The organism is Paenibacillus glycanilyticus, from assembly GCF_030161375.1.
In the GTDB taxonomy this organism is placed as follows: domain Bacteria; phylum Bacillota; class Bacilli; order Paenibacillales; family Paenibacillaceae; genus Pristimantibacillus; species Pristimantibacillus glycanilyticus_B.
Genome location: NZ_BSSQ01000005.1, coordinates 98172 through 124811 on the forward strand (window position 1 = coordinate 98172; position 26640 = coordinate 124811).

At 49.4% G+C, this 26640-nt stretch carries 20 protein-coding genes; 13 read left to right on the forward strand and 7 right to left on the reverse strand.

The window, feature by feature from the left end; translation table 11 throughout:
- Nucleotides 1–9 precede the first annotated feature (9 nt).
- From QQK89_RS06420 to QQK89_RS06455, 8 genes are all read left to right on the forward strand, one after another.
- Nucleotides 10–1443, forward strand: coding sequence for an ABC transporter substrate-binding protein (locus tag QQK89_RS06420; RefSeq protein WP_284237665.1), 1434 nt, complete (start codon nt 10–12; stop codon nt 1441–1443).
- Between the two features lie 180 nt (nt 1444–1623).
- Complete coding sequence (locus QQK89_RS06425; RefSeq protein WP_284237666.1) at nt 1624–2547, forward strand: ABC transporter permease; 924 nt, start codon at nt 1624–1626, stop codon at nt 2545–2547.
- A gap of 11 nt (nt 2548–2558) precedes the next feature.
- Nucleotides 2559–3512: a carbohydrate ABC transporter permease gene (locus QQK89_RS06430; protein ID WP_284237667.1), complete on the forward strand. Its 954-nt coding sequence runs from the start codon at nt 2559–2561 to the stop codon at nt 3510–3512.
- Between the two features lie 72 nt (nt 3513–3584).
- Nucleotides 3585–5174: an ABC transporter substrate-binding protein gene (locus QQK89_RS06435; protein WP_284237668.1), complete on the forward strand. Its 1590-nt coding sequence runs from the start codon at nt 3585–3587 to the stop codon at nt 5172–5174.
- Between the two features lie 371 nt (nt 5175–5545).
- The gene (locus tag QQK89_RS06440; protein WP_284237669.1) at nt 5546–6511 is read left to right on the forward strand and encodes an ABC transporter permease; all 966 of its coding nucleotides are present in this window, start codon (nt 5546–5548) and stop codon (nt 6509–6511) included.
- Nucleotides 6512–6548: 37 nt separating this feature from the next.
- The gene (locus QQK89_RS06445; protein WP_284237670.1) at nt 6549–7424 is read left to right on the forward strand and encodes a carbohydrate ABC transporter permease; all 876 of its coding nucleotides are present in this window, start codon (nt 6549–6551) and stop codon (nt 7422–7424) included.
- A 67-nt stretch (nt 7425–7491) separates the two neighbouring features.
- Complete coding sequence (locus tag QQK89_RS06450) at nt 7492–9156, forward strand: extracellular solute-binding protein (RefSeq protein ID WP_284237671.1); 1665 nt, start codon at nt 7492–7494, stop codon at nt 9154–9156.
- Between the two features lie 101 nt (nt 9157–9257).
- Complete coding sequence (locus QQK89_RS06455; RefSeq protein ID WP_284237672.1) at nt 9258–11495, forward strand: AraC family transcriptional regulator; 2238 nt, start codon at nt 9258–9260, stop codon at nt 11493–11495.
- Between the two features lie 27 nt (nt 11496–11522).
- Here the strand turns inward: QQK89_RS06455 and QQK89_RS06460 are convergent, their stop codons facing one another.
- The gene (locus QQK89_RS06460) at nt 11523–12392 is read right to left on the reverse strand and encodes a helix-turn-helix transcriptional regulator (protein ID WP_284237673.1); all 870 of its coding nucleotides are present in this window, start codon (nt 12390–12392) and stop codon (nt 11523–11525) included.
- Between the two features lie 63 nt (nt 12393–12455).
- Here QQK89_RS06460 and QQK89_RS06465 point away from each other — a divergent pair, with 63 nt between their 5' ends.
- Nucleotides 12456–14651: an alpha-galactosidase gene (locus QQK89_RS06465; RefSeq protein WP_284237674.1), complete on the forward strand. Its 2196-nt coding sequence runs from the start codon at nt 12456–12458 to the stop codon at nt 14649–14651.
- 165 nt (nt 14652–14816) lie between these two features.
- On the opposite strand, the gene QQK89_RS06470 is transcribed toward QQK89_RS06465, so the two are convergent.
- The gene (locus QQK89_RS06470) at nt 14817–16640 is read right to left on the reverse strand and encodes a heparinase II/III domain-containing protein (protein ID WP_284237675.1); all 1824 of its coding nucleotides are present in this window, start codon (nt 16638–16640) and stop codon (nt 14817–14819) included.
- Nucleotides 16637–17779 (reverse strand): glycoside hydrolase family 88 protein, encoded by a 1143-nt coding sequence (locus QQK89_RS06475; RefSeq protein WP_284237676.1) that lies wholly within the window; start codon nt 17777–17779, stop codon nt 16637–16639. The genes QQK89_RS06470 and QQK89_RS06475 overlap by 4 nt, the downstream gene beginning before the upstream one ends.
- A 160-nt stretch (nt 17780–17939) precedes the next feature.
- Between QQK89_RS06475 and QQK89_RS06480 the strand changes: the two genes are divergently transcribed.
- Complete coding sequence (locus tag QQK89_RS06480; protein ID WP_284237677.1) at nt 17940–18782, forward strand: AraC family transcriptional regulator; 843 nt, start codon at nt 17940–17942, stop codon at nt 18780–18782.
- 6 nt (nt 18783–18788) lie between these two features.
- Here the strand turns inward: QQK89_RS06480 and QQK89_RS06485 are convergent, their stop codons facing one another.
- The 4 genes from QQK89_RS06485 to QQK89_RS06500 form a co-directional block, all read right to left on the reverse strand.
- Nucleotides 18789–19607, reverse strand: a complete 819-nt coding sequence (locus QQK89_RS06485) for a sugar phosphate isomerase/epimerase family protein (RefSeq protein ID WP_284237678.1) — start codon at nt 19605–19607, stop codon at nt 18789–18791.
- Between the two features lie 21 nt (nt 19608–19628).
- The gene (locus tag QQK89_RS06490; RefSeq protein WP_284237679.1) at nt 19629–20474 is read right to left on the reverse strand and encodes a helix-turn-helix transcriptional regulator; all 846 of its coding nucleotides are present in this window, start codon (nt 20472–20474) and stop codon (nt 19629–19631) included.
- Between the two features lie 44 nt (nt 20475–20518).
- On the reverse strand, nt 20519–21256 hold the full coding sequence (locus tag QQK89_RS06495) for a phytanoyl-CoA dioxygenase family protein (RefSeq protein WP_284237680.1): 738 nt from the start codon (nt 21254–21256) through the stop codon (nt 20519–20521).
- A gap of 138 nt (nt 21257–21394) precedes the next feature.
- Nucleotides 21395–22288 carry an AraC family transcriptional regulator gene (locus tag QQK89_RS06500; RefSeq protein WP_284237681.1) on the reverse strand — a complete coding sequence of 298 codons (894 nt, stop codon included), beginning with the start codon at nt 22286–22288 and terminating at the stop codon, nt 21395–21397.
- Nucleotides 22289–22406: 118 nt separating this feature from the next.
- Here QQK89_RS06500 and QQK89_RS06505 point away from each other — a divergent pair, with 118 nt between their 5' ends.
- From QQK89_RS06505 to QQK89_RS06515, 3 genes are all read left to right on the forward strand, one after another.
- Nucleotides 22407–24350 (forward strand): glycoside hydrolase 5 family protein, encoded by a 1944-nt coding sequence (locus QQK89_RS06505; RefSeq protein ID WP_284237682.1) that lies wholly within the window; start codon nt 22407–22409, stop codon nt 24348–24350.
- A 165-nt stretch (nt 24351–24515) separates the two neighbouring features.
- Nucleotides 24516–25520: a LacI family DNA-binding transcriptional regulator gene (locus tag QQK89_RS06510; protein WP_284237683.1), complete on the forward strand. Its 1005-nt coding sequence runs from the start codon at nt 24516–24518 to the stop codon at nt 25518–25520.
- A gap of 83 nt (nt 25521–25603) precedes the next feature.
- The gene (locus QQK89_RS06515) at nt 25604–26635 is read left to right on the forward strand and encodes a zinc-dependent alcohol dehydrogenase (RefSeq protein WP_284237684.1); all 1032 of its coding nucleotides are present in this window, start codon (nt 25604–25606) and stop codon (nt 26633–26635) included.
- Nucleotides 26636–26640 lie beyond the last annotated feature (5 nt).

Below are 26640 nucleotides of genomic sequence, written 5' to 3' on the forward strand. Positions count from 1 at the left end.
AGGATTAAAATGAAACCCATAAATATTCGTATCATTGCATTGCTTTCAGTTGTTCTGACCTTCATTACGGCTTTCTTTCTAATCCACGAACTTCGCAAGCAGCAGGATGTCGAAACGGCGGAGCCTCTAGTTCCCGCGAATAAAGTCCACCTTACTTTCGCCTATAACGGCGGGATTCCGAAGACGAGATTGGCGGAGATCATTGAGAATTACAATCGCACTAATCCGGATAAAACGACCGTGGAGTTAATCGATACTCCGAAGGAGGATTACGCGCGGCTGATGAACATGCACATGATTGACGGAGACGGTCCGGATCTGCTATCCGTGGACGAGGATTGGAAGACAACGTATTTCTTAAAGAACTGGCTGGCCGATCTTACCGCCGCCGCGAAATCTCCGGAACTGCCGGCTTACGACCAGTGGGCGATCGACTACGGCAGCTTTAACAGCCAGATCTTTAGCGTTCCGCATGCTTTTGGCACAACCCGGCTGATCTATAACAAATCGCTGTTCGTTACGGCAGGGCTAGACCCCGAGGTTCCGCCTGCCACGCTGGACGAGCTTGCCAAGAATGCCCGTCAAATCAGCCAAAGCCAGCTAGGTTACCAGCGATACGGATTTGCTTGGCCTCTTGGCGATAAAGAAGCCGGCTTTATCAACAGCATGGAAGTGCCGTTAACTTACAGCGGGCTAGCGATATTTAACCCTGACACCGGACGGTACGATCTGACCGGTTACGGGAAATGGCTTGATGCAATGAACGGACTCGAAAAGACCGAAAGTCTCCTTCCCGGCGGTCTGTCGCTGGGTTACCAATCCGCGCTGGCACAATTCGCCAAAGGCAATGTAGGCATGATGATCGTGACAAACAGCGATGTGTACGAGCTCGAGCATTCCTTAGACGTTCAGTTCGATTGGGGGGCAGCGCTACCGCCCGTCCTGGATGCCAAGCAAAAAGACAAGTACCCGCTTATCCTAAAGCCGGAACCGTTAATTGCCGTTAACAATGCCTCCGAGCACAAGGAAGCCGCAATTCGCTTCTGGACTTATCTTGAAAGCTCGGAAACGCTGCAAAAGCTCTATGAAACTAACTTACTGCTACCTTATTCGGCAGAGATTCGCAAAGCTTCTCAACCTAACAGTACGGCAGTATCGCATATCCGAAGTTTTCTTCCAACCGAATCGGAAGCCTTCTATCCTCCCGCTCCGGTCTTGCTGAACAACAAGCTGAATCCAAATCAGTCGCTGTTTCTCGATATTGACTGGAGTAACCGGCTTCAAGCGTACTCGGAAGCCGTCTCCGGCCGCTTCACCGTAGCAAAGGCTCTCCAGCTCGAGACGGATCGCATGAATCTTCTGTTGCAGGAAGAAGTGCAGGATGGTCATATCCAGCTCTCATCGTTTCTGAGGCCAGTCTTCCATTCGCCATTTGGCAATTAGTCGTAACAATAACAATGAGGTTTTCCCACGCTTCTTTACGGGAAAACCTCATTTTTTTCATTATCTTCTACAAAGTATCACAAGAAACTGATAGGAATACATAAATCCTTTATTTTAAATCTGCCCTATTTCCTTAAAATAAGGGTTACAACATTGAATGAGAAGGAGCAGGTGAACATTGTGGGAGCAATTAAATACCATTTTCGAAACATGATCAAATTCCGCGTTTTATTTCTGATGATGCTGCCGACGCTCGCCATCGTCATTTTTAACAACTACGTGCCGATGTTCGGGGTCGTACTGGCCTTCAAGAATTACACGTTCAGCGACGGGATCTGGGGAAGCGCTTGGACCGGCTGGACAAACTTCAAGTATTTGTTCCAGACCGATATCGCGTGGCTGGCTACGAGAAATACGATTATGTACAATGCCATCTTCATTGCGCTTAATACCGTATGCGCCATAGGCCTCGCCATCTTGTTGAATGAGATTCGCAACAAACGATGGAAAACCATCTTTCAGAGTACGATGCTCTTCCCGTATTTCTTGTCTTACGTTGCCGTAAGCTACGTCCTTTATGCCTTCCTTGGCGAATCCGGCTTTATGAATACCTCGATGCTCAAGTGGCTGGGCGAAGACGCTGTCTCTTGGTATTCGTCACCGGACAAATGGCATTTCATTCTGCCGCTCGTCAACACCTGGAAGCATGTCGGCTACTTTGCTATCGTCTACTTGGCCGCAATCGTATCCATCGACACCGAATATTATGAAGCCGCTGTCATTGACGGAGCATCTAAGTGGCGCCAAATCCGCTACATTACGATTCCAATGATGCTCCCGGTTATCGTAATTATGACCTTGCTGCAAGTCAGCCGAATCTTCAACGCCGACTTCGGGCTCTTCTATCAGGCGACGCTGAACTCGGGCGCGCTGCAGAATGCGACGGAGGTCATGGATACCTTTGTATACCGGAACTTCCTGTTGAACGGAGATGTTGGCATGTCTAGCGCCGCCGGCCTGTACCAGTCGTTCGTAGGTTTTGTGCTCGTGCTCGCATCTAATGCAATTGTTCGGAGAATTAACAAAGAGAATGCTTTATTCTAGGAGGTGGTAACTTGTCACAACTTGCTGAAAAACAAATCGCAATGCGTCCGGAACGCGTAAAGCGCAAAAAGTTTATGGGCGCCCAGTCTGTCTCTCCGGCTGCCTATTACACCATTATTGTCTGCTTGACCATACTTAGCTTGGCATGCGTAGTGCCGCTCTTGCTTGTTATCATGACTTCGTTCACTGACGAAAGCTCGCTGACCTTGCACGGCTATCAATTTATCCCTGCCAAGTTCTCGTTTTATGCCTACGATTATCTGATGAACGATTTTGACAAAATCGCACGGGGTTACGGCATCTCGGCTTTCGTTACCATCGTTGGCACGGCTGCCAGCCTGCTGCTTATTTCGCTCTTTGCCTACCCGGTCTCCCGGCCGGACTTTCCATACCGCAATATTTTCCTGTTCCTGGTCTTCTTCACGATGTTGTTCCACGGGGGACTTGTTCCTTGGTATCTCATCTACGTGAAAGCCGGACTGAAAGACACGATGATGGCACTTATATTGCCAAGTCTGATCGTTCCGTTTAACCTGATCATCGTGCGAACTTTCTTCGCCAATACAATACCTCATGCTCTGGTAGAATCGGCGAAGATCGACGGCGCCAGCGAATGGCGCATCTACGCCCGTATCATTATGCCTCTCTCGCTGCCGGTACTGGCAACCATCGGCCTGTTCCAGACGCTAATCTATTGGAACGATTGGTATACGAGCCTGATCTTCATCAGCTCGGAAAAACTCGTCAACATCCAATACTTGCTGTACCGCGTCATCAGCGACATGAACTATCTGAATTCCGGCTTCGCCAATCAGCAGGCCGTGGACGGTGTACTCAAGACGCTGCCTGCGCAGACCGTGCGCATGGCTATGGCCGTCGTTGGCATCGGACCGATCGTCATCGTCTATCCGTTCATCGCCAAATATTTCGTCAAAGGCTTGACAGTTGGTGCCGTCAAAGGCTGATTCCCGATTAACTACGGCTACTACCGCCACAGCGGATAGCATATAAGCAAACACATAGGAGGGTTAATAAAAATGAACAGAAAAAAAATCGTCGCCAGCGCAATGACATTGTCTATGGCAACCGCCATGCTGCTATCGGCGTGCGGCAACACGAATAACAACAACTCAAACGCCAATTCCAAACCAAGCTCAAACGCCAGCGAAACCGCGGGAGCAACAAATAACGGAGGTGCCACGGATAATACGGGCGGAGCCGTCGATCCGTCCAAACTTCCGCCAAGAGAAATCTCCATTTATTTCGAAGGCCCTAAGGCACAAACCGACACTGCGCTTGTAGAAGCGGAGCTAAACAAAATTACAAAAGCCAAAATTAATGCCACCGTTAAAATTAACCACCTTAGCTGGGGGGATTTCCCTCAGAAAATGAACCTGATGATGGCATCCGGCGAACCGTTTGACCTTATGTTCACTGCCGGCTTCGATAACTTCACCGGCAACGTGTCCAAAGGCGCCTTCGTCCAACTCGATGATCCAAACAATAACCTGCTTGAGAAATACGGTCAGGACATTCTCAAATCAATTAATCCCGTGCTGCTGAATGGCGGCAAAGTCGATAACAAGCTGTATGCGATTCCAACCCAGAAGGAAATGGCTTCCCAATACGGCATGTTGCTTCAGAAGGAGATTGTGGACCAGTACGGCATCGATCTGTCCTCGATCAAGAAGCTGGAAGATCTCGAACCTTATCTGCTGAATGTCAAAAAAGATCACTCGGATATGATTCCGATTGTCGCCAGTTCCAACTGGTTGGCCATCCTGCCTTACGAACTTGTCGGTTCGCAGGAAAGCCCGGGACGCCTGCCTAAGGACGGCAGCACAAAGGTCGTAAATATTTTCGAGCAGCAGGATACGAAAGATCTATTCAAACTAATGGAGAAATGGTACAAACTTGGCCTCTTCCAGAAGGATCCCGCAACCAATACCGAGCTTAGCGCTCAACTCAAAACCGGGTTGCTCTTCGCAACCGAAGCTCAATTGAAACCCGGTGCAGCTGAGGAATCCAGCATTAATCTGACCAAGCCGGTCGTTCAAGTACCGCTGACGCCCACATATACGCAAATCGGAGATTTGAACAACTCCATGCTCGCGATCTCCAAGACGTCGAAGGATCCTGAGCGCGCCATGATGTTCCTGAATCTGCTCCATTCTGATCCGGATGTCGTCAACCTTCTCGACTTCGGTGTCGAAGGCAAACACTATGTCAAAGTCGATGGCAAAACGACGGTTATTAAACACTTGGACGGCGTTGAAACTTCCGAGATCGGCTACGCGCCAGGTAACGCTTGGCAGGTTGGCAACCAATTCCTTAGCTACACCTTTGAAACGGAGAACGAACATAAATGGGAAAACTTCAAAACGTTTAATGAATCAAGCACGCCGTCCGTCCTTGCCGGCTTCTCCTATAATAACGAGCCTGTGAAGAACGAGGAAGCCGCAATCGCCGCGATCTGGAAGAAATACATTGATGCGCTTTCCGCGGGCATCGGCAATACGGACGATTATCTGAACAAGATGAACAATGAAATGAAGAAAGCCGGAATGGATAAAATTTTGCAGGAGAAGCAACGTCAAATCGATGCCTTCCTGGCCAGCAAAAAATAAACAGATTGCTTAAAGATAAAAGTCAAAGGCTCTGCAGATTTCACTGCAGGGCCTTTTGCTTACTCCTCCTTATAACAATTCAATTGTCCGCACTCCCCTCCCCAACCGACTGCTTTTTACGGAAGATCAACGCGTTTAGTTATGAAAATCTGCGCGCAATGCAAATGCAGAGACAGCGTTTACATTCACAGATAATCATCATTTTTGCGGCATTCCGCCATTTTCAATAATTTTTTAATTCATGTCCGATAAAGGTGATTATAACGGAAATTCCGCATTGAACAGCACAACAGACTGCCATTATAGTGGGGGCAGAACAAAAGAAAACGCTATCACAATCAATGTGCACAAGGATGGAGTGTGAGGATGAATTGAGCAATGAACAAATAACGGCAATTAACCCTGCAGTGCATATCCGCAGCGCATCAAAAAAACGAACCGTGTGGAAACGCTATCTCGATAACAAGTATTTTTTTATCATGCTGGCACCTGTCATTTTGTATTTTATTATTTTTCACTACTTTCCGATCTATGGGGTCATCATTGCTTTCGAAAATTTCAAAATCATTAAAGGCATCACGGGCAGCCCTTGGGTTGGGCTGGACAATTTCAGAGACATGTTCTCTGGGCTTTATTTTCTCCCGGTGCTGAAGAACACCTTCATTATTAATTCTTATAAACTTCTCTTCGGTTTTCCGGCACCGATTTTGTTAGCAATCCTGCTTAATGAAATTCGCAAGCCTCTTTTCAAAAAATCAGTGCAGACGATCACTTACTTGCCTTACTTTCTCTCCTGGATCGCGCTGTCGGGCATCATTATCGAGTTTCTGTCTCCAAGCCGCGGCCCGATCAATGTTTTACTAGACTTGCTTGGCTTCAAGCCGATTTTCTTTATCGCCGACGTACACTGGTTCAGGTCCATCCTGGTCAGTACGGAGATCTGGAAGACGGTTGGCTTCAACGCTATCATCTATTTGGCCGCCATTGCCGGTATAAATCCAGAGTTATATGAAGCAGCCGACGTCGACGGCATCAGCAAACTGAAGAAAATTTGGTACATTACGCTGCCTTCTATCTCACCGGTTATCGTCATAATGCTCATTCTCACTTCGGGTCAAATCATTAACGACGATTTCGATCAAATCTACAATCTGCTCAACGCCAAGGTAAGCAGCGTTGGCGACGTAATTTCCACCTATACCTATACCGAAGGAATTCAAAAAATGAATTACAGCTATGCCGCAGCAGTTGGCCTGTTCAAGAATGTCGTTGCGCTTGTTGTCGTACTGACCGCCAACTTTATTGCCAAACGGTTCAGCGATGAGACGATATTTTAGCCTGAATAACGAGATGTTTGAATGGAGGAAACCTGAGGTGCGGACTTATACAACAAACAAATCCGATTTTATTTTTACCTTCTTCGTTTACACTGTCCTGACTCTATTGGCGGTTGTCACGCTGCTGCCCTTTCTGCAAATCGTAACACTATCAATGAGCTCGGCGGAGATTGTGAACAGCTACGGCTTTCATTTCATCCCGACATCCTTTGACTTCTCCGGTTACCGGCAGGTGTTCCACAATGACTTGATCTGGACAGCCTACGGCAATACGATTTTGCGTACCGTGCTGGCTGTTGCCCTTACGCTGGTTCTCACTTTCCTTGGCGCTTATCCGCTATCGAAAAAATTTCTGCCGCACCGAACGTTCTGGACGGGTTTCGTCGTTCTGACGATGTTTTTCTCAGGCGGCATGATTCCCTCTTACATTCTAGTGAAAGAGCTCGGTTTGATGAACAGCATCTGGTCGCTCGTATTGCCGGGTGCGGTCAGCACGTTTCTGCTGCTGATCGTACGAAACTTCATTCATGAAATTCCGGAAGCACTGGAGGAATCGGCCAAGATGGATGGCGCGAATGACATCTATATTTTATGGCGGATTATCCTGCCCCTTTCGATGCCCGTTCTAGCCACCGTTGCGCTTTATACTGGCGTTTATCACTGGAATGCCTGGTTCGACAGCATGCTTTACATTCAGGATGAGAAGAAACAAGTGCTGCAGCTGGTACTGCGACATATCGTGCTTGACGGCGATCTGGCAGCTTCTGGGACGGAGACTGGCCAGACCAATGTCAATACGGAGTCGATGAAGCTTGCAACGCTTATCGTTTCCATCCTTCCCATTTTGTGCGTTTACCCCTTCTTGCAAAAGTATTTCGTCAAAGGAACGCTGATCGGCTCCATCAAAGGGTAAGTAAACTCGGTTATTTCCTGCTCCACGGCAGGCATGACATATATACATTACAATTGGAGGGTTTCAAATGACAAAAGAAAAAAAGAGAGTCAGGTCGTCAGCAAGTATTCTCCTATGCTGCATCATCGCGGCAGGCATGCTCGCAGCATGCTCCAGCAATAATAACAACGGCAATTCGGCAAGCTCCGAATCAAGCACGCCGTCTGCCGACGCAGGAAACAATGGAGGCAATCAAAGCACTAAAAATGAAGATCCCGTTACGATCGATTGGCTTGCCTACAACTCCTTCGGCCAGATGACGCCGGGCAATACGATAGACAAAATGGTTTCAGAGAAGTTTAACGCCAAGTTTAATGTTTGGTATATTGACTCAAGCAATTGGGTGGATGCGCTGAATGTCAAGCTTGCCGGAGGCGAAATGCCGGATGTCCTGCTTGTCAAACCGGATTTTAACACCATCTCCAAATATGTCGATAACGGTGTGCTTGCCCCGATCTCCGAAGACACGATTCGCCAATTCGCACCATCGTACGCAAAACTAATCGATCAATATGATTTGTGGAATACGGTGAAATATGACGGGCAAATCTACGCGCTTCCAGCTATCAACATTAATGGAGATTACCCAACCGCGTTAATATGGCGCCAAGATTGGCTGAAGAAAGTAGGTATCACAAAAATCCCTCAGACGCTTCAGGAATTCGAGGACGCTTTAATCAAGATTCGCAACAACGACCCGGACGGCAACGGGAAGAAAGACACGTACGGCTTATCGGATTACGCTATGCCGGCCATTCTTGGTGCATTCGGCTACCCCGGTATCTCTGATTTCAAGAATGCCGGTAAAGGCATCGTAAACCTCGATTATATCCAGAAGGACGGCAGAATTCAGTTGGCGGCGATACAACCGGAGATGAAGGATGCGCTTACCTTGCTGGCCAAGTGGTACAAAGAAGAACTTATTGATCCCGAATTCATTACCTCGGAAAATACAGGCGGTTACTGGGCTGACTCAAATGCCTTCTATAATAACCGGATTGCACTGACAGGCAAAGGCATGTATTACCACTGGAGAAACAAAATGAATCCAAACGCTCCTGACGACTTGGGAGGCGGACAATATCAGAACCTTCTGAAAGCGCAGCCGACAGCGGAAATTGCTTTCGGTACGCCGCCTGTCGGATCAGGCGGCAAATCCGGTACGATCAAATGGGGCGTTAACGCCCCACCGGTAGGCATTACAACAAAAGGCGCAAAGGATCCTCGCAAGATGGAGACGATTCTGAAGATGGCTGAAGCATCGATCACCGATTTCGATTATTACAACACTACATTCAGAGGCGTTGAAGGCGAAGATTGGAAGGAAGAAAACGGCAGTTACATCAACCTCAACCCAAAAATCACGACTGCGGACGCAGCTAAAAAAGGAATTGCCGTCTACCATATGATTGAATCGCCCGACTTCAACAAAAAGTTTGATGCCTTCAACTACCAATTCGCCGACAGCGTCAAAACGACAGGTTATTCCCCATTCCCTGCACCGACAGTCGATTCGTTTACGAAGTACGCGGGTGATCTTACAAAGCTCACTGATGATGCCTATCTGAAGATCATCCTCGGTGAAGCAAGCCCGGACAGCTTCGACGATTTCGTCAAGAAGTTCAAGGCTAACGGCGGCGATCAAATTGAGAAGGACGTCAACGACACTTACAATAAGATGGTCGGCAAATAATAGCCGGCAGCCTTAATTGGTTCCGATTGCATAAAGGTAGAAGCAGACTGCGATGCAGCTGCTTCTATCTTTCTATTGTTTCCAGGCGGGAGGAGTTTGGGATGAAATTAAACAAACATGGCAAGCAGCAGCCCCATTTTTTTCAGCAACTATTTTTGTTTAACATCATACTGGTCGTTCTCGTAACCTTCATGCCAGTCGTTATTTACTATCAGTATTTTTCGAAAGCGCTTAATGAGCAGCTGGAAAACATCAATAAGCAGACCGTCATGCAATTCCGCAGCTCCATTGACGATCAATTTCTGAAAGACAGCATTAAAATGATTCAGACGAGCTTCGTAGATTCTACGGAATACGATACGCTGAACAAGCCGATGATGAGCTCCATCCGGCATGATTCCACTGCGATCCGCAACGTGGTCAACAAACTGGACAACCTGCAGAGTAATCTCCCCAATGTACGTTCGATTGATGTTTACTATAAGACCGACAACGTACTTTTCTATGATTCCCGCTTCTGTTTCCTGAGCGAGGACACCTGTTCCATTGGTTCCCGCAAAGGCTGGCTGGAACAATTCCAGCATTCGCAGGGGCAGGTCAGCTGGATGCCTCCAAGTCCGTATTCTTACGCTGGCACGCCGGACGAACCGGTCATTACCTATGTTAGAAGCATTCCCTACTTTGCACCGCCCGAAAAACGGAAGGCAATCGTGGCCGTTAATATTTCCGCGGCCGCTCTGGATGCGGCGCTGCAGCAATTAAAGGATCCGGCAGATGGTCAGATCATGATCGTGGATGAGATCGGCAGAATCATCGCGAGTAACCATCCGCACGATCAAATTAACGAGCTTAAGCATGGCGAAAATGATTGGCTGGACAAGATACTGCTGAATCAGGAGCAAGGCAGCAACGAGAGTATTTTTAATGACAAAATCGCAGGAAACTCGACCATGGTCTCATACTTGAAGTCGGATTATAATAATTGGCATTATGTTTCGATGGTCAATAAAGATTTGTTTTATAAACAAGCAACCGAACTGAGAAATCGGCTCTTTATGATGGTTATTGTCTTCCTGGCCGTTGGCCTGCTGATTTCGTATGTGCTTGCGAAACGTGTTCATAAGCCAATCCGCAGTGTAATCGGCAGCTATTCGAATCAGATCCTCGATTTGAACCAGAAGGTCCAAGTGAATAAACCCGTCATCCGGCATAATTATATCCGCAGTCTGCTCCATGAAGAGTCATCCAAACCAGCACTTTCACTGGAAAGCGATTACTTGCAGGTTAATTCCAACTGGAGCCTCTTCTATACCTTCGTCCTGCAGACGCCAAAACAGGAATTGTTCGAGAACGAACAAGCCTGCTCATTCCGGCTTATCGCAATGCTAGAATCCATGAATGAACCTGGTTACCAGATTTGGGCGATAAAAGATTACGGCAATCAAGTGCAAGGGATTGTTTTCCTCGACGAAGTAACCGAGGCAGCAACCGTCACCCGGCATATTACGGAGATGATTGGACTGATCTATGGGAACGATTACCGAATGGCCCTTGGCTATACATATCCGCTCGGCGATTATACAATTTCCATCTCCTACCGAGAGGCGGTTGAAGCTCTTGAATACGCCTACCTCTATCCGGACGATAAGGTGCTTTCCTATCATACGCTGAAAATTTCAGACCGGCAGCGGAGCGGCGGTTCGGTCAGCCTGACAGACGAGCTTGAGGTGAGTATCCGGGCATGCGACGAGAATAAAGCCATTCAGCTAATCAGGAAGCTGGCGGATGAGATGCGGAGTGGAGCGTTCACCGTGGAATATTGCAAGACCCATTTTTCCGACGTAATCGCTTCGATGAGAAAGGTCGTGGAGTCGATCGGTTTCAGCTCAACCGCCCTGTTCGGCTGCGATATTAGGGAAAAGTTCAAGGAGCTCGACCATATCGGAGAAGCGGCTGACTGGGCGATTAGCCTCATTAGGAAGGCGGTTTCGGCGATTGAAAACCGTAAACAAAGCTTTGATTATAACATCGAAATCAAAATTAAAAATTATATTAATGAACATCTTTACGACGATATTAGCCTTGAACGGGTAGCGGATGATATGAACATTAGTGCAAATTACCTCGGTAAATTATTCAAGAAGAGCACCGGAATCAATTTTACCGAATATTTGACGGAATGCCGGCTATCGGAGGCTGCTAAGCTGCTCAAGGAGACCAAGCTTCCGGTGAACGAGATCGCAAGCAAGCTCGGCTACAGCTCCACAAACCATTTTATACGGATATTCAAAGAGAAGTACGGCGACACGCCGAAAAAATATCAGCTCCTGTACAAATGATCTTTCGGCATATAGCTCCACTGCAGACTACACAAGCTTCAGCCGGTCGACGTTCCAGTCATGCTGGCCTTCGCGGTACTGCAGCGGAGTCATCCCCACATAACGCTTGAACACTTTGCCGAAATAGCTGGTCGTATCGAACCCGGTTGCTGCGGCAATCTGCGTCACGGTTAAGTCACTGCCGCCGAGCAGCTCGGCCGCTTCTTCCACGCGCACCCGGTTCAAGTAATCAAATGGCGAAAGGCCAAGCGCGCGATGAAACGCTTTGCAATAATGAGACTTCGACAGATGTTCAACCGCTGCTAACTCCTCGAGGTTGATCGTCCGACCGTACTTCTCGCGCATATAGGCAATCGAAGCCCCGTAAGGCGGAAGCCCATCCGGCCTGCGGGATGCCTCATGCCCCTGACGGCTCAGCCTAAGGATAGTGAGCAGCCACTCGTAGATGCGTACGGACTGAACATATGGATCATTCAGCTTGCCCTTGATCGTGTCATGGAACAACCGTCTCCACGCGGCAATTGGTTCTGCATCGGCATTCAGCTGCAGAACGGGTCCCCGTTTATGCAGGCTGTCCCAGATGGAAGCCATTTGTCCACCGCGAAGACGAACCCAGATCACCTCCCAGGGCTCTCCCGCACGCGGATCGTAATAATAACGGTGCGGCCCGGGAATCTCTACGACAAAAGCCTGATTCTTCTTCACTTCAAACAACTGTCCCTCGACCTCCAGCCAGCCGCTTCCCGCCAGCGTGTATTGAAACAGATAGCCGGTCGTTTGCCGCGTGCGGCCCTCCCAGTCGTAGGCAGCGTCGGTAATCGTCTCATGGCCAATCGTCTCGATCAGCATAAGCTCAGGATAGCTATCCGGGAAACGAAATCCATATGATTTAATCACAATATTTTACCATCCAATCCACTCAATATTGTCAGATTGATTGCAATTACCAAGTTTAATAAGATGAAGCTGAAACCAATTATGAACAATATTTTATCACGAGAGGACGTGTTTCATATAGCTACCTGGAAAGATTGTTATTATAGGCTGGAAACAGACCGCTTTGTGGTCGGCAACGGACAGATTGAACGCAGTTGGCTCCTCAAAGGCAGCAAATTAACGCCGGAGGGACTAACCGATAAACTCCGGGGACGGCAATGGTTAACCTCCGGAGCTAATGCGGCAGAGGCGTATCGGCATCCCTTCTCCGCCGGAAGCCGCTTTGATGACATAGAGGCAAAGGCAGTCGTAGATAACCGGCACGGACTAGCGGCCGAGCATTGGCGCATCTCGCTTCTAATGCGGTACGGTACGCTCGATATTAAGCTTGTCGTCAGGCTTTACCCTCAGCTGCCCGTCATAAGAACCGCGCTACTGTTCCGCAAAAACGCCGCCGGGAAAGTCATACAATCCATCCCTGCTTCGGTAACCGCCGCCGGGGGCTTGTTGCTGGACACCAACAACTCGGAGCGCAGCATGCTGCCTGACGATTATGTCGATATGCTTCCCCTGCGCTTGCAGCACGGACGTTGGCAAGCCGCTAAATTCCGCGATGTAACGGATACGAACAACAATCTCGCAAGCATTGAGACTGGTCTTCTCTATCCGAACGAGAAGCTATCGCTGCGCGGCAATGTCCTTGTCATCAATGATTTGCTCAGCGGGGATGGATTAACGATCGTCAAGGAAAGTCCAACAACGTGCGGGCAGCTGAACGACTGCGGAACGGATTTCCAATTTATCGGACGAAGTCTTTTTGTCCGCGGATCGAGCGTGACTGAGGCAGATTTAGATTTGGGAGAACATTCCGAAGACGATGTCCATGAAGGCTTCGTGCGCGCGTACGGCAGCGCCGTCGGCGTATGGAGCGGCGGCGATTATGAGTCGATGCATTGGCTGCATCAGTACGCGTTGGCGCAAAAACCAATCGTGCCGGAGCGCGATCTGTTCGTCATGAGTAACACCTGGGGGGACCGTTCAAAGGATGCGCGCATCTGTGAGTCGTTTATTCTGGAGGAGCTTGATGCCGCAGCGCGTTTGGGCGTTACCCACCTGCAGATCGACGACGGCTGGGAGCACGGTATAACCATGAATTCCGTTCAAGCATCGGTTGCTGGAGGCGGACAATGGGGCAGCTATTACGAAGCGGATGCAGCCTTCTGGTCCGTTCATCAAGGGCGTTTCCCGCACAGCCTACATTCCGTTATGCAGCGGGCAGGCGAGTACGGCATCCGGGTCGGCTTATGGTTCTCGCCAGATGCCACTAACTACTATGGACAATGGCGTCAGGACGCGGATACGTTGCTCGGGCTCCATACGATTTGGGGAATTGACTACTTCAAATTGGACGGCATTCATCTTCGCTCCAAGCGTGGCGAGCGTAATCTGATCGCCATGATGGACGCCGTAACGGAAGCTACCGGCGGGAAAGTATACTTTAACCTGGATGCGACAGCCGAAGTCCGGTTCGGGTATTTCAGCGACATGCCTTACGGCGGCATCTTCCTGGAGAACCGGTATACCGATTGGCGCAATTACTATCCGCACTGGACACTGCGCAATCTTTGGCAGCTTGCCCGGTGGATGCCCGCGCAGCGCCTGCAAATGGAAGCGCTGAACGTCGAGCGCAATTCTCAGCAATACCCAAATGATCCGCTTGCGCCGGCCGCCTGCGGCATCGCTTATTCGCTTGCTGCCGCGCTCATGTCCAATCCGCTCCTCTGGATGGAGCTGTCCTCGCTCAGCGACAGCGCCGCCGCCATCATGGGCAAGCTCATCAAACGTTACCTGACTTATCGGGACGAGCTGCTCGGCGGCCACATCGTACCGATCGGAGACGAGCCATGCGGTACGGGATGGACGGGATTCCAATCTGTCGTTAATTCGTCGACTGGCTATGTTCTCGTATTCCGCGAGTTTACTCAGCAGCAGACCAGCACCATAAAGCTGTGGAACCTCCCGAAGGCAGCGCGACTCGAATTACAGCATATTCTCAGTTCCGATGCTAAACAGGATGCCGAGACTCATGACTTTACGATGGAAACGGAAACTGACGTCACCGGAAACCTAACCTTCTCGCTGCCTGCTCCTTTCACGTTTGCCCTATATCGCTACAGGATCGCTCCGCATTTGCCCGAGCCTGCCTCGCACACTCGCTGACAATTTCTATGGAAAGAGCAGCAACAGCCCGTCTCAAGGTTCTGTAGGTTAACAGAGCCAAGAGCGGGCTTTTTTACATGGCATTCAAAACAAAAAGCCCCGCCGAAGAAGCGAGGCCTTCCGATCACGTACAGGAAACCGTAACACAACAAGCTGTCTAACTTATTAAACCTCTGCCGTCACCATAAAGCGCAAAGGGATACGCACCTCTGCTCCCAGCGCTTGCGCTTTCAGGCGGACGCGATAAATAAGGACCGGTTCGGCATTATGAAGCTGGCTTGCGATCTCCTCGATCTCCGCTTGCAGCATTTCCCGGTCAAACACCAGCACCGCCTTGCTCCGCTCTCCCTTCCAAATGATGCGGCCGTGCTCGAGTGTTGGCCGGTGGAAGCTCATGAACAGCTCCTCAACGCGGTTATTCGCTTCACGGAAGGAATACGTATCGACAATTGACAGCTCGGCTTGCGGCAATTCCGGCTCTAGTCTCCAGGAAAACGCTCGAATCAGCTTCGTCAGTCCGCTTTCCGCCGGGTATGCCTGCGTTAGATCGACTTCCGCCTCCAGCATTCCTCCCTGTCCTTCCCGTCCAACGAGTTCGGCCGCATAAGTACGGCCAGCCGCCTGCTGACAGCCGTTAACGAGAGGAACAGAGTGGCCCTCCGACGCATTATGAAGATGTTCATAACGCAGTTCGCCAAAATAATCCTTCGTATAGACGCCTGCTCCGAGATCAGTCAGCAGCGACTCCCCATTGACATTGAGAATGAATTGCCCCAAGTCGTTATGATTATGAGGTTCGTCGTTGTGACCGCCCTTGCAGGCCATGCTGAATTGCGCGCTGGCATGCATCGCTTTGGAGACTGCCCAGCCTGCTTCCGGAAAGAAGAAATTGCCCTGCGCCATAGATCCGTTCAACAGCTCGGCTTCACTCCACAACAGATTGCGCGACGCATGCGCCCACCGATTGATTCGGTATAAGGCGGGAACTCCGTTCATCTCCGGCAGCGCTTGGCCTAACCTATGATGCAGACGGCACATCAGTCCCGTATGAGGCTGACTGTCCGGCCATGCATCCGAGAAGCTCGTATAGCTCGCTCCAGAGAGCTGCACCGCTGCGGGGAAAGACGCAATCTTACTGATCTTCTCCCCGCTAAGCAGGTTAATAGCCCCGGAAGTCAGCTCATGGAGCATATCGGCATAATAGAAGAAAAATCCGAATCCATACGCCCAATAACCAATTCCCTCCGTACAGCATCCATCATCCTCGAATCCGCTAAGGAAGACATTCATCGTGCGAATGACGCGGGCCGTTATCCCTGCCAAACGCTCCTTATCCTGCACGAGCATAATCGCCGCCATTCCCGCCGCGCCTGAACAAACCGCCGACCAGTTGCTCGTCGACGATTCCCATCCGAAAGCGGATGAGGATTCGAATAGCGGCTGAAAAACTCGCTCCTCTACTTCATCCCTCACGCGATCTGCGACCTGCGGGTCAAGCAAATCTCCCAGCAGGTACAAGGCTTCAGCCAGCGCATGAGCCGTCTCTGCCGCAAACAAATCGACACGCTGCCGTGGAGGAATTCTATCGGGAGACATCGGCAAATGAGCGGGTAAGCACCATGTATATTCCCCGCAGATTTCCCAGATCAGATCTTCTAATGCCTGCAGATCGGACGGCTCCTGCTCCAGGAGCACCACGAGCAGCAAAGAGATAAACCGGTTGCGGCGCTCAAAATAAGGCGTTTCATATTCTAGCCTGGTACCCTGTGCCGCAAACAGGCGAAGGTCGGAAAATTTCAGCTCCGGGAACGGCTCGCGCTTTGCAAGATCCGACGCGGCTCTAGCCTCCGCAAAAAGCGGCTCTAGATGCGGGGACTGCGCCAGTTGCCGGAGCAGACGCTGATTCATTTCCTTCCCTAGCAAAGTTCGGGGCACTTCCTGTACGGCTGTTATTGCATCTCGAATTGCTTTGTAGGTGTACGTTATCATAATTGCTCCCCTGTTATCGCCCGCAGCTTAGCAAAGGCCTCGACAAAATAATAGTCTCCGTATATTAACGCGCCATTGTCGACGTCGGCACGATGATTACCGCGATGGAAGGCAGAGGTGCCGTTTGTGAGCAGACATTCGTCGGATAGATCCCAGACGGCACACTTCTCTGCCAGCGCTTTCAATATGGCGAGCGCTGCTTGCAGATACAAACTCTGCTCTGCCTCGGGAACGGCCTTCGCAATCTCGATAAGACCGCAGGCAGCGATCGCTCCCGCGCTGCTATCAAACAGCGGCGCGTCAGACGGCTGCCGGAAATCGCAAGGCGGTACATAGCCGGTAAGCGCTAAATTAGCGATGAAATAATGCGAGATCCGTTTTGCCGCGTTCAAATATTCGGACTTGCCGGTCCAATTGTAAGCTTGCGCGAAGCCGTAAATCGCCCAGCTCTGGCCTCTCGTCCAAGAGGAACCGCTAACGTAGCCTTGCCCGCCTGGTATATCCAGCACCTCGCCGCTATGCGGATCAAATGCAACGATATGATTAACAGAACCGTCTTCCCGGACGAAATGCCGGAGCGTCTTGTCCGCGTGCAAAATACCGACCTGCTTAAATCGTTCGTCCTTGCTCTGCTTGCTCGCCCAGAATAGCAGCGGGATATTCATCATGCAGTCGATGATCGCCCAGCCCTCATTGCCGTCGCCGTTCCAGGCCCGAATATATCCACCGGCGATATTCATTCGGGCGGCCAATACGTTAGCGGCCAGCATAGCCCGTTGCTTTGCCTTCTGCTCGCCCGTCGCTTCATAGTTCATCACGCTCGATAACAGCCACATGAAGCCAACGTCGTGATGAAGCTCATCGTACCCGTGAAGAACCGCATCCATTTTCTCTTCAATGCTTTGTGCGTACTGCTTGTAGGCTTCATCCTTCGTTGCCTCATACATATGCCACAACATGCCCGTCCAAAACGTGTTCGTCCACCAGGATGCTTCATCCTGCCAGTCGTCATAGACGCCGTCATGCGTCGTATACGGCATGCCGTCTTTAATCCTGGCCGAAGTAACCTTCACCTTGTCTGTAATCCTTTTCCACGTTTCTTCAATAAATGGGCCGTTCTCCCGCAGCAGCTCTTTCATGCTAACTCCTCCATATCAATAAAATGACCATATGCTTTCATATATTTAGAGTTTACGTTGAGCGCCTCTCCGTCGATATGGTATAGTTTGCGTAAAACATTGCAAATCTTGCGATTCTAGATTGCCGATTATGATTATTTCGGGAAAGAGGAACGAAACGATGAACGAAACGATCACAACCATCAGTCTGCATAACGGTAATTTCACTTATCATCGCACGCTGACGCGGAATCCTCATGATGATCAGCATCACAACTACATGCTGGAGTGCTACGAAATCTACTATTTAGTATCGGGCAATGTCGTCTATCAAGTCGAAGAGCAGAGCTATACGCTTAATCCAGGCGATATGATTATCCTGAACAACCGCGAGATGCACAGGCCCTATTTTGCCTCGGATTCGGAGTATGAGCGGATCATCCTGTTTTTCACCCCGGAATTTTGCAGCCATTATAGTCATGAAGGGTACTCGCTATTGCAATATTTCGAACGCAAAAAGCCCGGAAGCTTTAATTGGCTACCGAGCAAGCTTATAGAGCAAGCGCAATTGGCGCGTTCCTTCAGTGAGATTGAGGAGCATCAGCGCAGCGGCCATCCGGCTCGCGACTTGCTAATCGAGACGGCATTCATCCGCCTGCTGATTCAGATTAACGATGTCATAGCCTCCCAGGTGCTCCCCACCGCTCTAAACGGCAACTATAACGCAAGGATCGAACAGATCCTCAGCTACATCAATCAACATTTGTACGAGCCACTCACGCTTCAGCACATCGAGGAACAATTCCATATGAACCGCTATCATTTCTCGCATTTGTTCAAGAGCATGACCGGCTCCAGCTTCAAACAATACATCACGCATAAGCGGATTGCCAAAGCAATCGAGCTGCTGAAGCTGCGTTTCCCCCCTGGCGAGGTGTGTACCATGACCGGTTTCGAGGATTATTCGAACTTCTATAAAGCTTTCAAGAAAATAACGGGCATTTCACCCGCAAACTATATCTAAACGGGACTACTCTAATGAACGAACGGTGCTTAAGCGGTTGAAATTTTCTTTCACTATGTCCGTCATCCACTCGTTGATTTCCCATAAGTCGGCTATCGGCTTATTGGTGAAAGGATCGGTATGCATATATCCCGGCGGCCCAAACTCTGCCGTGAACGTCGCATTCGATCTGCCACTGTCCTGCTGGTGCCGGAAAATGTCCTGCCACCAACCCATGAACAATTTGAGCTCCTTACGGAAGTATGGGGACGCCGGGTGAGGAATCTGAGGCCCTTCCGGATACCCGACTCGGCCATGGATATGAATGGTTTTACTGACAGCTAGGGCAACGTTTTCATCTTGATCTTCCAGATGGGATTCGCATACGTTCACCCAATGACTGAAGTCGGCCGTGATGCGCAGCTCCGGGAACTTTCGGAGCAGTCTCGCCGTCGTCCATGGCGTAAACATAGCCCTGCCTCGATGGGTTTCATGACCAACGGGTATTTTCCACTCTTGTTCCACGCGCAGCGCCTGTTCATAGAAGCGATCCTGATCATCTTCGCTCATGCTGTCTTTCGCGGAATGCGCAACGATATGAACCGGCTGGAACGTAGCTGCCCGCTTAACTAACTCAGCGAACGAAGAGGAATGGTCACCGTGCGTTACAATCTGCGCAATATAAGAAAGGTCGTAACGCTCCAGCAGTTGTTTGAACGAATGCTCGTCGTTCTCCGGCGGTAATGGCGCTTCAATGCCGTAGTAACCTGCTGCAGACGCTTTTCCCAGTAGCTCTTCGTAAGTCCCTTCCATTCCCCATAACGCTTTATATACGTGTAATTTCATCGAATGTCCCTTCTCTCCTGCTTAACTTCCCTGCTTCCTGTATTCTCTCGGCGAACATCCGAATTTCCGCTTGAATGTCCGATCGAAATGGGGAATCGAATTAAATCCCGCCGCGAAGCACACTTCCGTAATGGGCAGCTCACTGCTTCGGACAAGCGCCGACGCAAATTGCAATCTTCTCTCGTTTAAATATTCCTGAAAAGAAATGCCGACTTGTTTACGGAAGCATTCGCTCAAATAATTGGCGGATAACCCCGCGTAACCCGCCGCGTTTGCGAGCGAAACGGGTTCACGGAAGTGATGCTGAATATACAGCAGCGCCTTCCTAATGGAAGGATGCATAACCTCTTTGCTATTGCTTTGTTCGCTTCGTTTAATCAGATCCATCTGTCTGACAAGATCAACAATGATGCGTTCAAAGCTGCCCTGTACGATAACTTCGCTGCCGAATTGCCAATTCTGCGACTCGTTCCATAACAGGGTGAATTCCGACTCCATCTTTTGCGCCTGCTCGCTATCGAAAGTATGGATGAACAGACCCGCATGTCCGAAGATAGATTCATAGATGACCGGGCGCAATAGAGAGTCGTTAAATATAAAATCGAACAGCTCGATTGTCTGTCCTTCATCAGGAATCAGCTCATGGAAATCAGCGGTTGTCAGCAGAAATACCATCCCTGGCTCAAGACGGTAGGTTTGGCCGTTCACGATATGTCGCCCCGTACCCGAGGTGATGCAGCCCATTTCAAAAAAATCATGCCAATGCGTTTCTATTTTCTCGGTAAGCGTTTGCTTAAACATACGAAACGAGGAAGAGACTTCCAAATAATTACTCTCAAGGAGCCTCTCCGGCGACCCGTTATTCATCCGTTCTTCCCCTTTCGCTATATCTACTTATTTATTTCTATCTATTATACGTTGACGAATGCGCTTCCCGCCAGATCCTTGCCTCTTGCCAGCCATACTTTATGACCTGGATTTTTCTCTTCAATCACTTTCGCTTCCGTAGAGAAATACCGCATGGTATAGCCGCAACGGCGGTAAGGGCTTTTATTAGGCGTAGCGCCATGAATAATACGCGAGTCATGTAACGAACATTCGCCCGGCTGGAGTTCAAAGTAGACAGCCTTGGAAGCGTCGATGTTTTTGATCGCGGAATTGAAAATATTATCTTTCCCGTCGACTTCTTCATATTCGGAGAATCCGCCCGCATGAGTTCCCGGAATGACGCGCATGCAGCCGTTTTCTTCCCAACTGCGGTCAATTGCAAGCCATACTGTCACAATCTTATCGAAGCTGCTTAGACGGCCTTTCCAATAAGCGGAATCCTCATGCCACGGCGTCTGCTTGCCGATCAACGGTTCCTTGCAGATGAAATGGCTTGACCATAATCCGATGTTCGGGCCGATGATTGGTTCAACCAAGTCGAGTACTTCGTCGCTGAGCAGGAACTTGAGCAGACGCTCGTCACGGAAATGCGGAGTGTCCAGCTCGCTGTTGAGCTTTCTTCCGACCAGCTCCCATTGCTCTTCGAAGATGCCGCTCAGCTCCTTCATTTTGTCTTCGCTGAATATTTGTTTATTGTGAAGCAAGTACCCGTTATTCTTATAAAATTCAACTTCCTGCGGTAAAAGCAATGCATTTGTCATTTGCAATTCCCCTCCGTTAATATGGTTGTTGTTGCTGAACCAATCATAACGGGTATGGCCTTATTCGTACTTCTCGTTAATTCCTGTAAAGTTGATTTATCTTCGGAACTATTCCTCCGGCAAACAATAAAAGCTGCTTTATTGCAAAACTATTTTGCGATACTGATTCGGCGATATCCCCTTAAGGCGCTTGAACATTTTGATAAAATAGCTCGTATCGTTATACCCTAGCGCCATAGCGATCTCGGAAATACTCCGTTCCGAGTCCACCAGTTGCTGCTCCGCTCTTTGTATGCGCAAATAATGCAAATAATCCGTAAAGGATAGGTGCATCATGGCTTTGAACAGTCTTGCAAAATGACTGTAGCTCAGCATGGCTTGTTGACTGACCATGGATGCCGACAAATCTTCATGCAGATGCTCATGTATGTATTGAATAATTTGTTCAAACTTGCGAATATGGACCGGCGGTACTTGTCTATGATCCCCGCTTGAACGGAACCAGCCCACTGCCGGATTTCTAAGCAGATACAGCGTGATTTGATAGAGAATGGACGTGACCGCAAGCTCGAAACCTATATGTTGATTCCTATATTCATCATAAATCTCCATAACCCAGCTGTTCATCCGTTTATGGTCTTCCTTATTTAATCGCAATACCCTGGGATGCGCATCCAGCGAAGCCAGAATGGGCCGGACATAGCGCAGCTCAAACGCTAAGCTTGACAGCGGCTCCAATACCTCGGGGTCAAACCCCAGCACATAATGTTCGGATGCCACGCCTTTTTCTACGATAACGGCATGTACTTCACAAGGATAGATTAGAATCAAATCTCCTGCGGATACTTCCTTTCTTCCGTTTCCCACCTCAAGAATCGCTTCGCCTTTCGTAAAATAAATCATCTCAAGATGATAGTGCCAATGATAGCCGGAGTGATAACCGTCCGTTACGGTCTCAAGCTTCCCCGTATAAAAGGGGTGCTCAAACCCGCCATTCTGATTTTTATTCTGTTCAAACACCGGCGTCGCCATGGCATCAACTCCATGATAGAAATGTTATATTTTTGATCATCCCCATTATAGCGTAGCCGCAGTTATTTTCGATATGATTTGAAGATAATACTAACGTTATAAAAGGAGAATTATCTTCATGGCCACTAATTCGTTATTGAACTTACCAAGTCCCTTCTTTCTCGGTGTCAACTATTGGGCATCACATGCCGGCACCAGAATGTGGTCCGACTGGAGACCCGAGGTCGTTGAACGCGACTTTCGTCTGCTTGCCGATTCTGGAGTAGAGGTATTGCGGGTATTCCCGCTATGGCCGGATTTCCAGCCGATTCATCGTTTATATGGATCACAAGGGATGGACAAAGGCATTCGGTTCGGCGAACAGCATGTACCGGATACCGAAGCCGGGCACGCGGGGATGTCAGAGCTGATGATGGCACGGTTTGCTGAGCTGGCCGCAATTGCCGAGCGTCACAACCTCAAGCTTATCGTTGGCTTAATCACTGGTTGGATGAGCGGCCGCTTGTTTGTACCTCCTGCCTTGGAAGGCAAACCTATTCTTACGGATCCTGATGCCATTCGTTGGCAGAGCCGATTCGTCACATATTTCATCAGGCATACGCGTGAATTAGATGCTATTATTGCCTGGGATCTAGGTAACGAGTGTAATGTCATGGGAGAAGTTCATAGCCGCGAGGAAGCCTGGCTGTGGACGTCATCCATTGCCAATGCTATTAAGTCCGCCGATTCTAGCAGACCGCTTATCTCAGGCATGCATAGCCTCATTCCATCAGGGAATTGGACGATGCAGGACCAAGGAGAGCTAACCGATATTTTAACGACGCACCCTTATCCCTATTGGACGCCATATGCCGACTTCGACCCGATTAACACGATACGTCCGATCGTACATGCAACGGCTGAAAGCCTGTTTTACAGCGGAATTGGCGGGAAACCGTGTTTCGCGGAGGAAATGGGCACAATGGGACCGATGGTATGCAGCGAAGAGGTGGCTGCGGCTTTCGCTCGCACCAGCATGTTGACGCAGTGGAGCCATGGTCTGCCCGGATTGTTATGGTGTGCCAATGACCAGACCAGACTCGAACACGCTCCATATGACTGGGTAGCCTGCGAAAGCGAGCTTGGATTGGTAACCGAAGATGGCCGCGTGAAGCCGGCATTGGTAGAGATGGCCCGTATCAAACAACAGATCTCGGAACTGCCGATTGCCTCGTTGCCGGCTAGAATCATCGACGCTGTTTGTATCATTAATACCGAACAGGATCACTGGGGCACGGCGCTAGGATCTTTCATTCTTGCCAAGCAAGCCGGACTTGAAATAGAATATCAATTCGAAGATCAGCCTCTAAAAGATGCACCGCTCTATATGCTTCCTAGCTTGACCGGAGTATCAGGCATTCCAAAACGCCGATGGGAACAGCTTCTCGGGAAAATCCATAACGGGGCTACCCTGTATGTATCAATGGATGGATCAAACATGCTCAACTTCACCGAATTAACGGGTCTTAAGGTTGTCAATCGAATGCGCAGAGGCCGCCCGGCTGAAGTCACGCTTCATAACGCTGATGAACCGGTAAATCTATCGATTCCAGCTGATTTCCGGCTTGAGCTGGAAGCTGTGCATGGGGAGGTTCTCGCAACCGAATCCGACGGGAATATTGTATTCTCCAAGGCGAGTTATGGCAAAGGAACCGTCTATTTCCTATCACTTCCCATTGAACTTGCAATGGCTCAACAACAAGAAACCAGCTACCAGCCCGAGGAGCTTCCTTATTGGAAAATATACAACGCATTAAAGTCATCTGTTGATTCTCAAAAAGTTGCTTCTATACAGAATCCGAATATTGGCATAACCGAGCATCCAATTGATCCCAATGCCAGAATAACGGTCTTAATCAACTACTCTCCGCAGCAACAGGAAGGAACACTCCAGCTTCAGGAAGGTTGGGGAATTGATTCCGTTTGGTACGGTGAAGTTCAGGCATCTGTATCGGATAACGAAATTCCAGTAACCGTTAAAAACAATGAAGCAGTTTTTGTGCGGCTTACCAAGAGAAGATAGCAACAATCCGAGGGACAGCTGCGTAAAGCTGTCCCCTGTAATATCTTGTATGATCTCCGATTGTTGAACCCGCAAGCGTAATTTCTTGACAGTCATTAAGAAAGGAATGTTATAATGTGGTTGTAAAAACGTTATGACAAACATTCGCATAATTAGGGTGAAGCTATGAAGGTGACCATAAAGGAAGTAGCTCGGGCAGCCGGTGTTTCAATAGGAACCGTATCCCGGGTATTAAATGGCAAAGACCGAGTAAGCCAGGCAACACGCGCACGTGTTCGAGCCGCCGTCGAGAGCCTGGATTTCAAACCGGATCTGACAGCCAGAGCCATGATTCACAAGCAGACCCAATCTATCGGACTTGTTGTTCCCGCTCTCACGAACGAATATTGGTCCGCATTGGCGGAATATGTGCAGGAGGCCGCTTGGAACAAGGGCTATACCATGCTGCTCTGTACGGCAGGATATCAGTTGGAGAAGCACCTATCCTGTATCCAGACACTCATTGATCGTAAAGTCGACGGGATCATTGCCGGTATCCGGCTGAACGATCCCTTAGAGCAAGATCAACTGAACTTGGATACATGGCCCAACGTGAAAATGGTATCTCTTGTACAGGGGCTTCCAAATACGTTGCTAGTCGGTGTCGATCAACACACCAGTTCCATTCGAGCCGTTGAACATCTCATAGGTTTAGGTCACCGCAGCATCGCATACATCGGACATTCAGCAGACCGTGAGATGGGTTATCGTCATGCGTTAGAGCTGCATGGCATTCAAGTTGCGGAGGAACTTATCGTCCGCGGTGACGGCTCCTTCCAATCGGGACACCATGGAGTCATGCAATTGAAGGAGCAAGGCGCTGCTTACACGGCCTTATTTTGCTGGAACGATATGACGGCGCTTGGCGCATTGCAAGCCTGTGAAGCCATTGGTCTACGCGTCCCGCAGGATGTCGCTGTGGTCGGGTACGACGACATTCCTATGGCAAAGCTGGTGAAACCTGCTCTTACTTCCGTCCATCAGCCCTTGCAGGAGATTGGCAGAACTGCCGTTCATCGCTTATTGGATTTGATTGCCGGCGAGGAGTATTCCGCTACTTCCAATATTCTGTTCGACGCGGAATTAGTCATTCGCGATAGCTGCGGAAGCCGTCTAAGGAACAAGATCTAAGTAAGGATCGAATTACCTTGGGGGCTTTTTAACCCATGTTTGTCATAACGTTTTTACAAATATAAAGGAAAGAAGAGATTGCCATGACGATTGCGACTAAACTGGTTTTCCCTGGCCCCTATCAGATTGAATTTCAGCAGGAAACCTTGCAAGAAATTGGTTCTAAACAAGTAACCGTTGCTACAGAGTACAGCTTGATCAGTCCGGGTACAGAACTTGCTCTATACACGGGTACACATACCGGACTGGCCAATCCGCACAACCGTTGGGCTAAATACCCCTTCTCCCCGGGTTATGCAATTGCGGGTACGGTTACCGCTATAGGTGGAGAAGTCACGGACATTCAACTCGGACAAAAGGTTTTTGGCATTGGCTCGCATGCTTGTCATAACGTTTTTACAATGGATACAGAAGAGAATCGCACTTTATTTCCCTTACTCCCCGATCAAGACATGGCGTACGCTACCTTTGCACGATTAGCCGCAATTAGCGCTACTTCGCTGATGCAGGCTAAGGTTCAGCATGGAGAGACCGTCATTGTCCTGGGGATGGGGCTAATCGGACAGCTTGCAGCCCAGCTTTATGCTATTCATGGTGCGCGAGTCATCGGCGTTGATCCCGTTCCGCGGCGATTAGAAATCGCGCGGGCATCGGGAATCCCCCATACGCTTGTCTCCGACAATCTAGGCCTCACCATGGAGAAATTAAAGGAAGTACGAGGATATACGGGAGCTGAGCTTGTCATCGAGGCCACGGGGATTCCTGACATGGTGAACAGCGCTCTAGAGCTGGTAAAGCCCATGGGCAGAGTTGTGCTTCTGGGTTCCCCTAGAGGATCAGCAACTATTAAAACTTATGAGCACATTCATGTTAAAGGAGTTTCCTTGGTAGGCGCTCACGAAGGTTTGCAAACCACTAACGGTCAATCCATGAGAAGCAAGTATATCCGGTATGCCCTCGATATGTTTCACACCGGCAAGTTATGCGTCTCCCCCCTGCTGACACATGTGGTTGAAGCCTCGCAAGCGGGAAGCTGTTATGAACAGCTATTGAACGATAAGGAACGATCCATGGGCATGCTTTTAGATTGGCGTAAGTTTCATAAAGGGGAATAATTATT

What these genes read in the sequence shown, in the direction of transcription:
- QQK89_RS06510 (WP_284237683.1), top strand. Translation starts at nt 24,516, where the DNA reads ATGAAGGTGACCATAAAGGAAGTAGCTCGGGCAGCCGGTGTTTCAATA.
- QQK89_RS06505 (WP_284237682.1), top strand. Translation starts at nt 22,407, where the DNA reads ATGGCCACTAATTCGTTATTGAACTTACCAAGTCCCTTCTTTCTCGGT.
- QQK89_RS06490 (WP_284237679.1), bottom strand. Translation starts at nt 20,474, where the DNA reads ATGAATAACGGGTCGCCGGAGAGGCTCCTTGAGAGTAATTATTTGGAA.
- QQK89_RS06495 (WP_284237680.1), bottom strand. Translation starts at nt 21,256, where the DNA reads ATGACAAATGCATTGCTTTTACCGCAGGAAGTTGAATTTTATAAGAAT.
- QQK89_RS06465 (WP_284237674.1), top strand. Translation starts at nt 12,456, where the DNA reads ATGAAGCTGAAACCAATTATGAACAATATTTTATCACGAGAGGACGTG.
- QQK89_RS06475 (WP_284237676.1), bottom strand. Translation starts at nt 17,779, where the DNA reads ATGAAAGAGCTGCTGCGGGAGAACGGCCCATTTATTGAAGAAACGTGG.
- QQK89_RS06450 (WP_284237671.1), top strand. Translation starts at nt 7,492, where the DNA reads ATGACAAAAGAAAAAAAGAGAGTCAGGTCGTCAGCAAGTATTCTCCTA.
- QQK89_RS06515 (WP_284237684.1), top strand. Translation starts at nt 25,604, where the DNA reads ATGACGATTGCGACTAAACTGGTTTTCCCTGGCCCCTATCAGATTGAA.
- QQK89_RS06470 (WP_284237675.1), bottom strand. Translation starts at nt 16,640, where the DNA reads ATGATAACGTACACCTACAAAGCAATTCGAGATGCAATAACAGCCGTA.
- QQK89_RS06480 (WP_284237677.1), top strand. Translation starts at nt 17,940, where the DNA reads ATGAACGAAACGATCACAACCATCAGTCTGCATAACGGTAATTTCACT.
- QQK89_RS06435 (WP_284237668.1), top strand. Translation starts at nt 3,585, where the DNA reads ATGAACAGAAAAAAAATCGTCGCCAGCGCAATGACATTGTCTATGGCA.
- QQK89_RS06500 (WP_284237681.1), bottom strand. Translation starts at nt 22,288, where the DNA reads ATGGCGACGCCGGTGTTTGAACAGAATAAAAATCAGAATGGCGGGTTT.
- QQK89_RS06420 (WP_284237665.1), top strand. Translation starts at nt 10, where the DNA reads ATGAAACCCATAAATATTCGTATCATTGCATTGCTTTCAGTTGTTCTG.
- QQK89_RS06485 (WP_284237678.1), bottom strand. Translation starts at nt 19,607, where the DNA reads ATGAAATTACACGTATATAAAGCGTTATGGGGAATGGAAGGGACTTAC.
- QQK89_RS06455 (WP_284237672.1), top strand. Translation starts at nt 9,258, where the DNA reads ATGAAATTAAACAAACATGGCAAGCAGCAGCCCCATTTTTTTCAGCAA.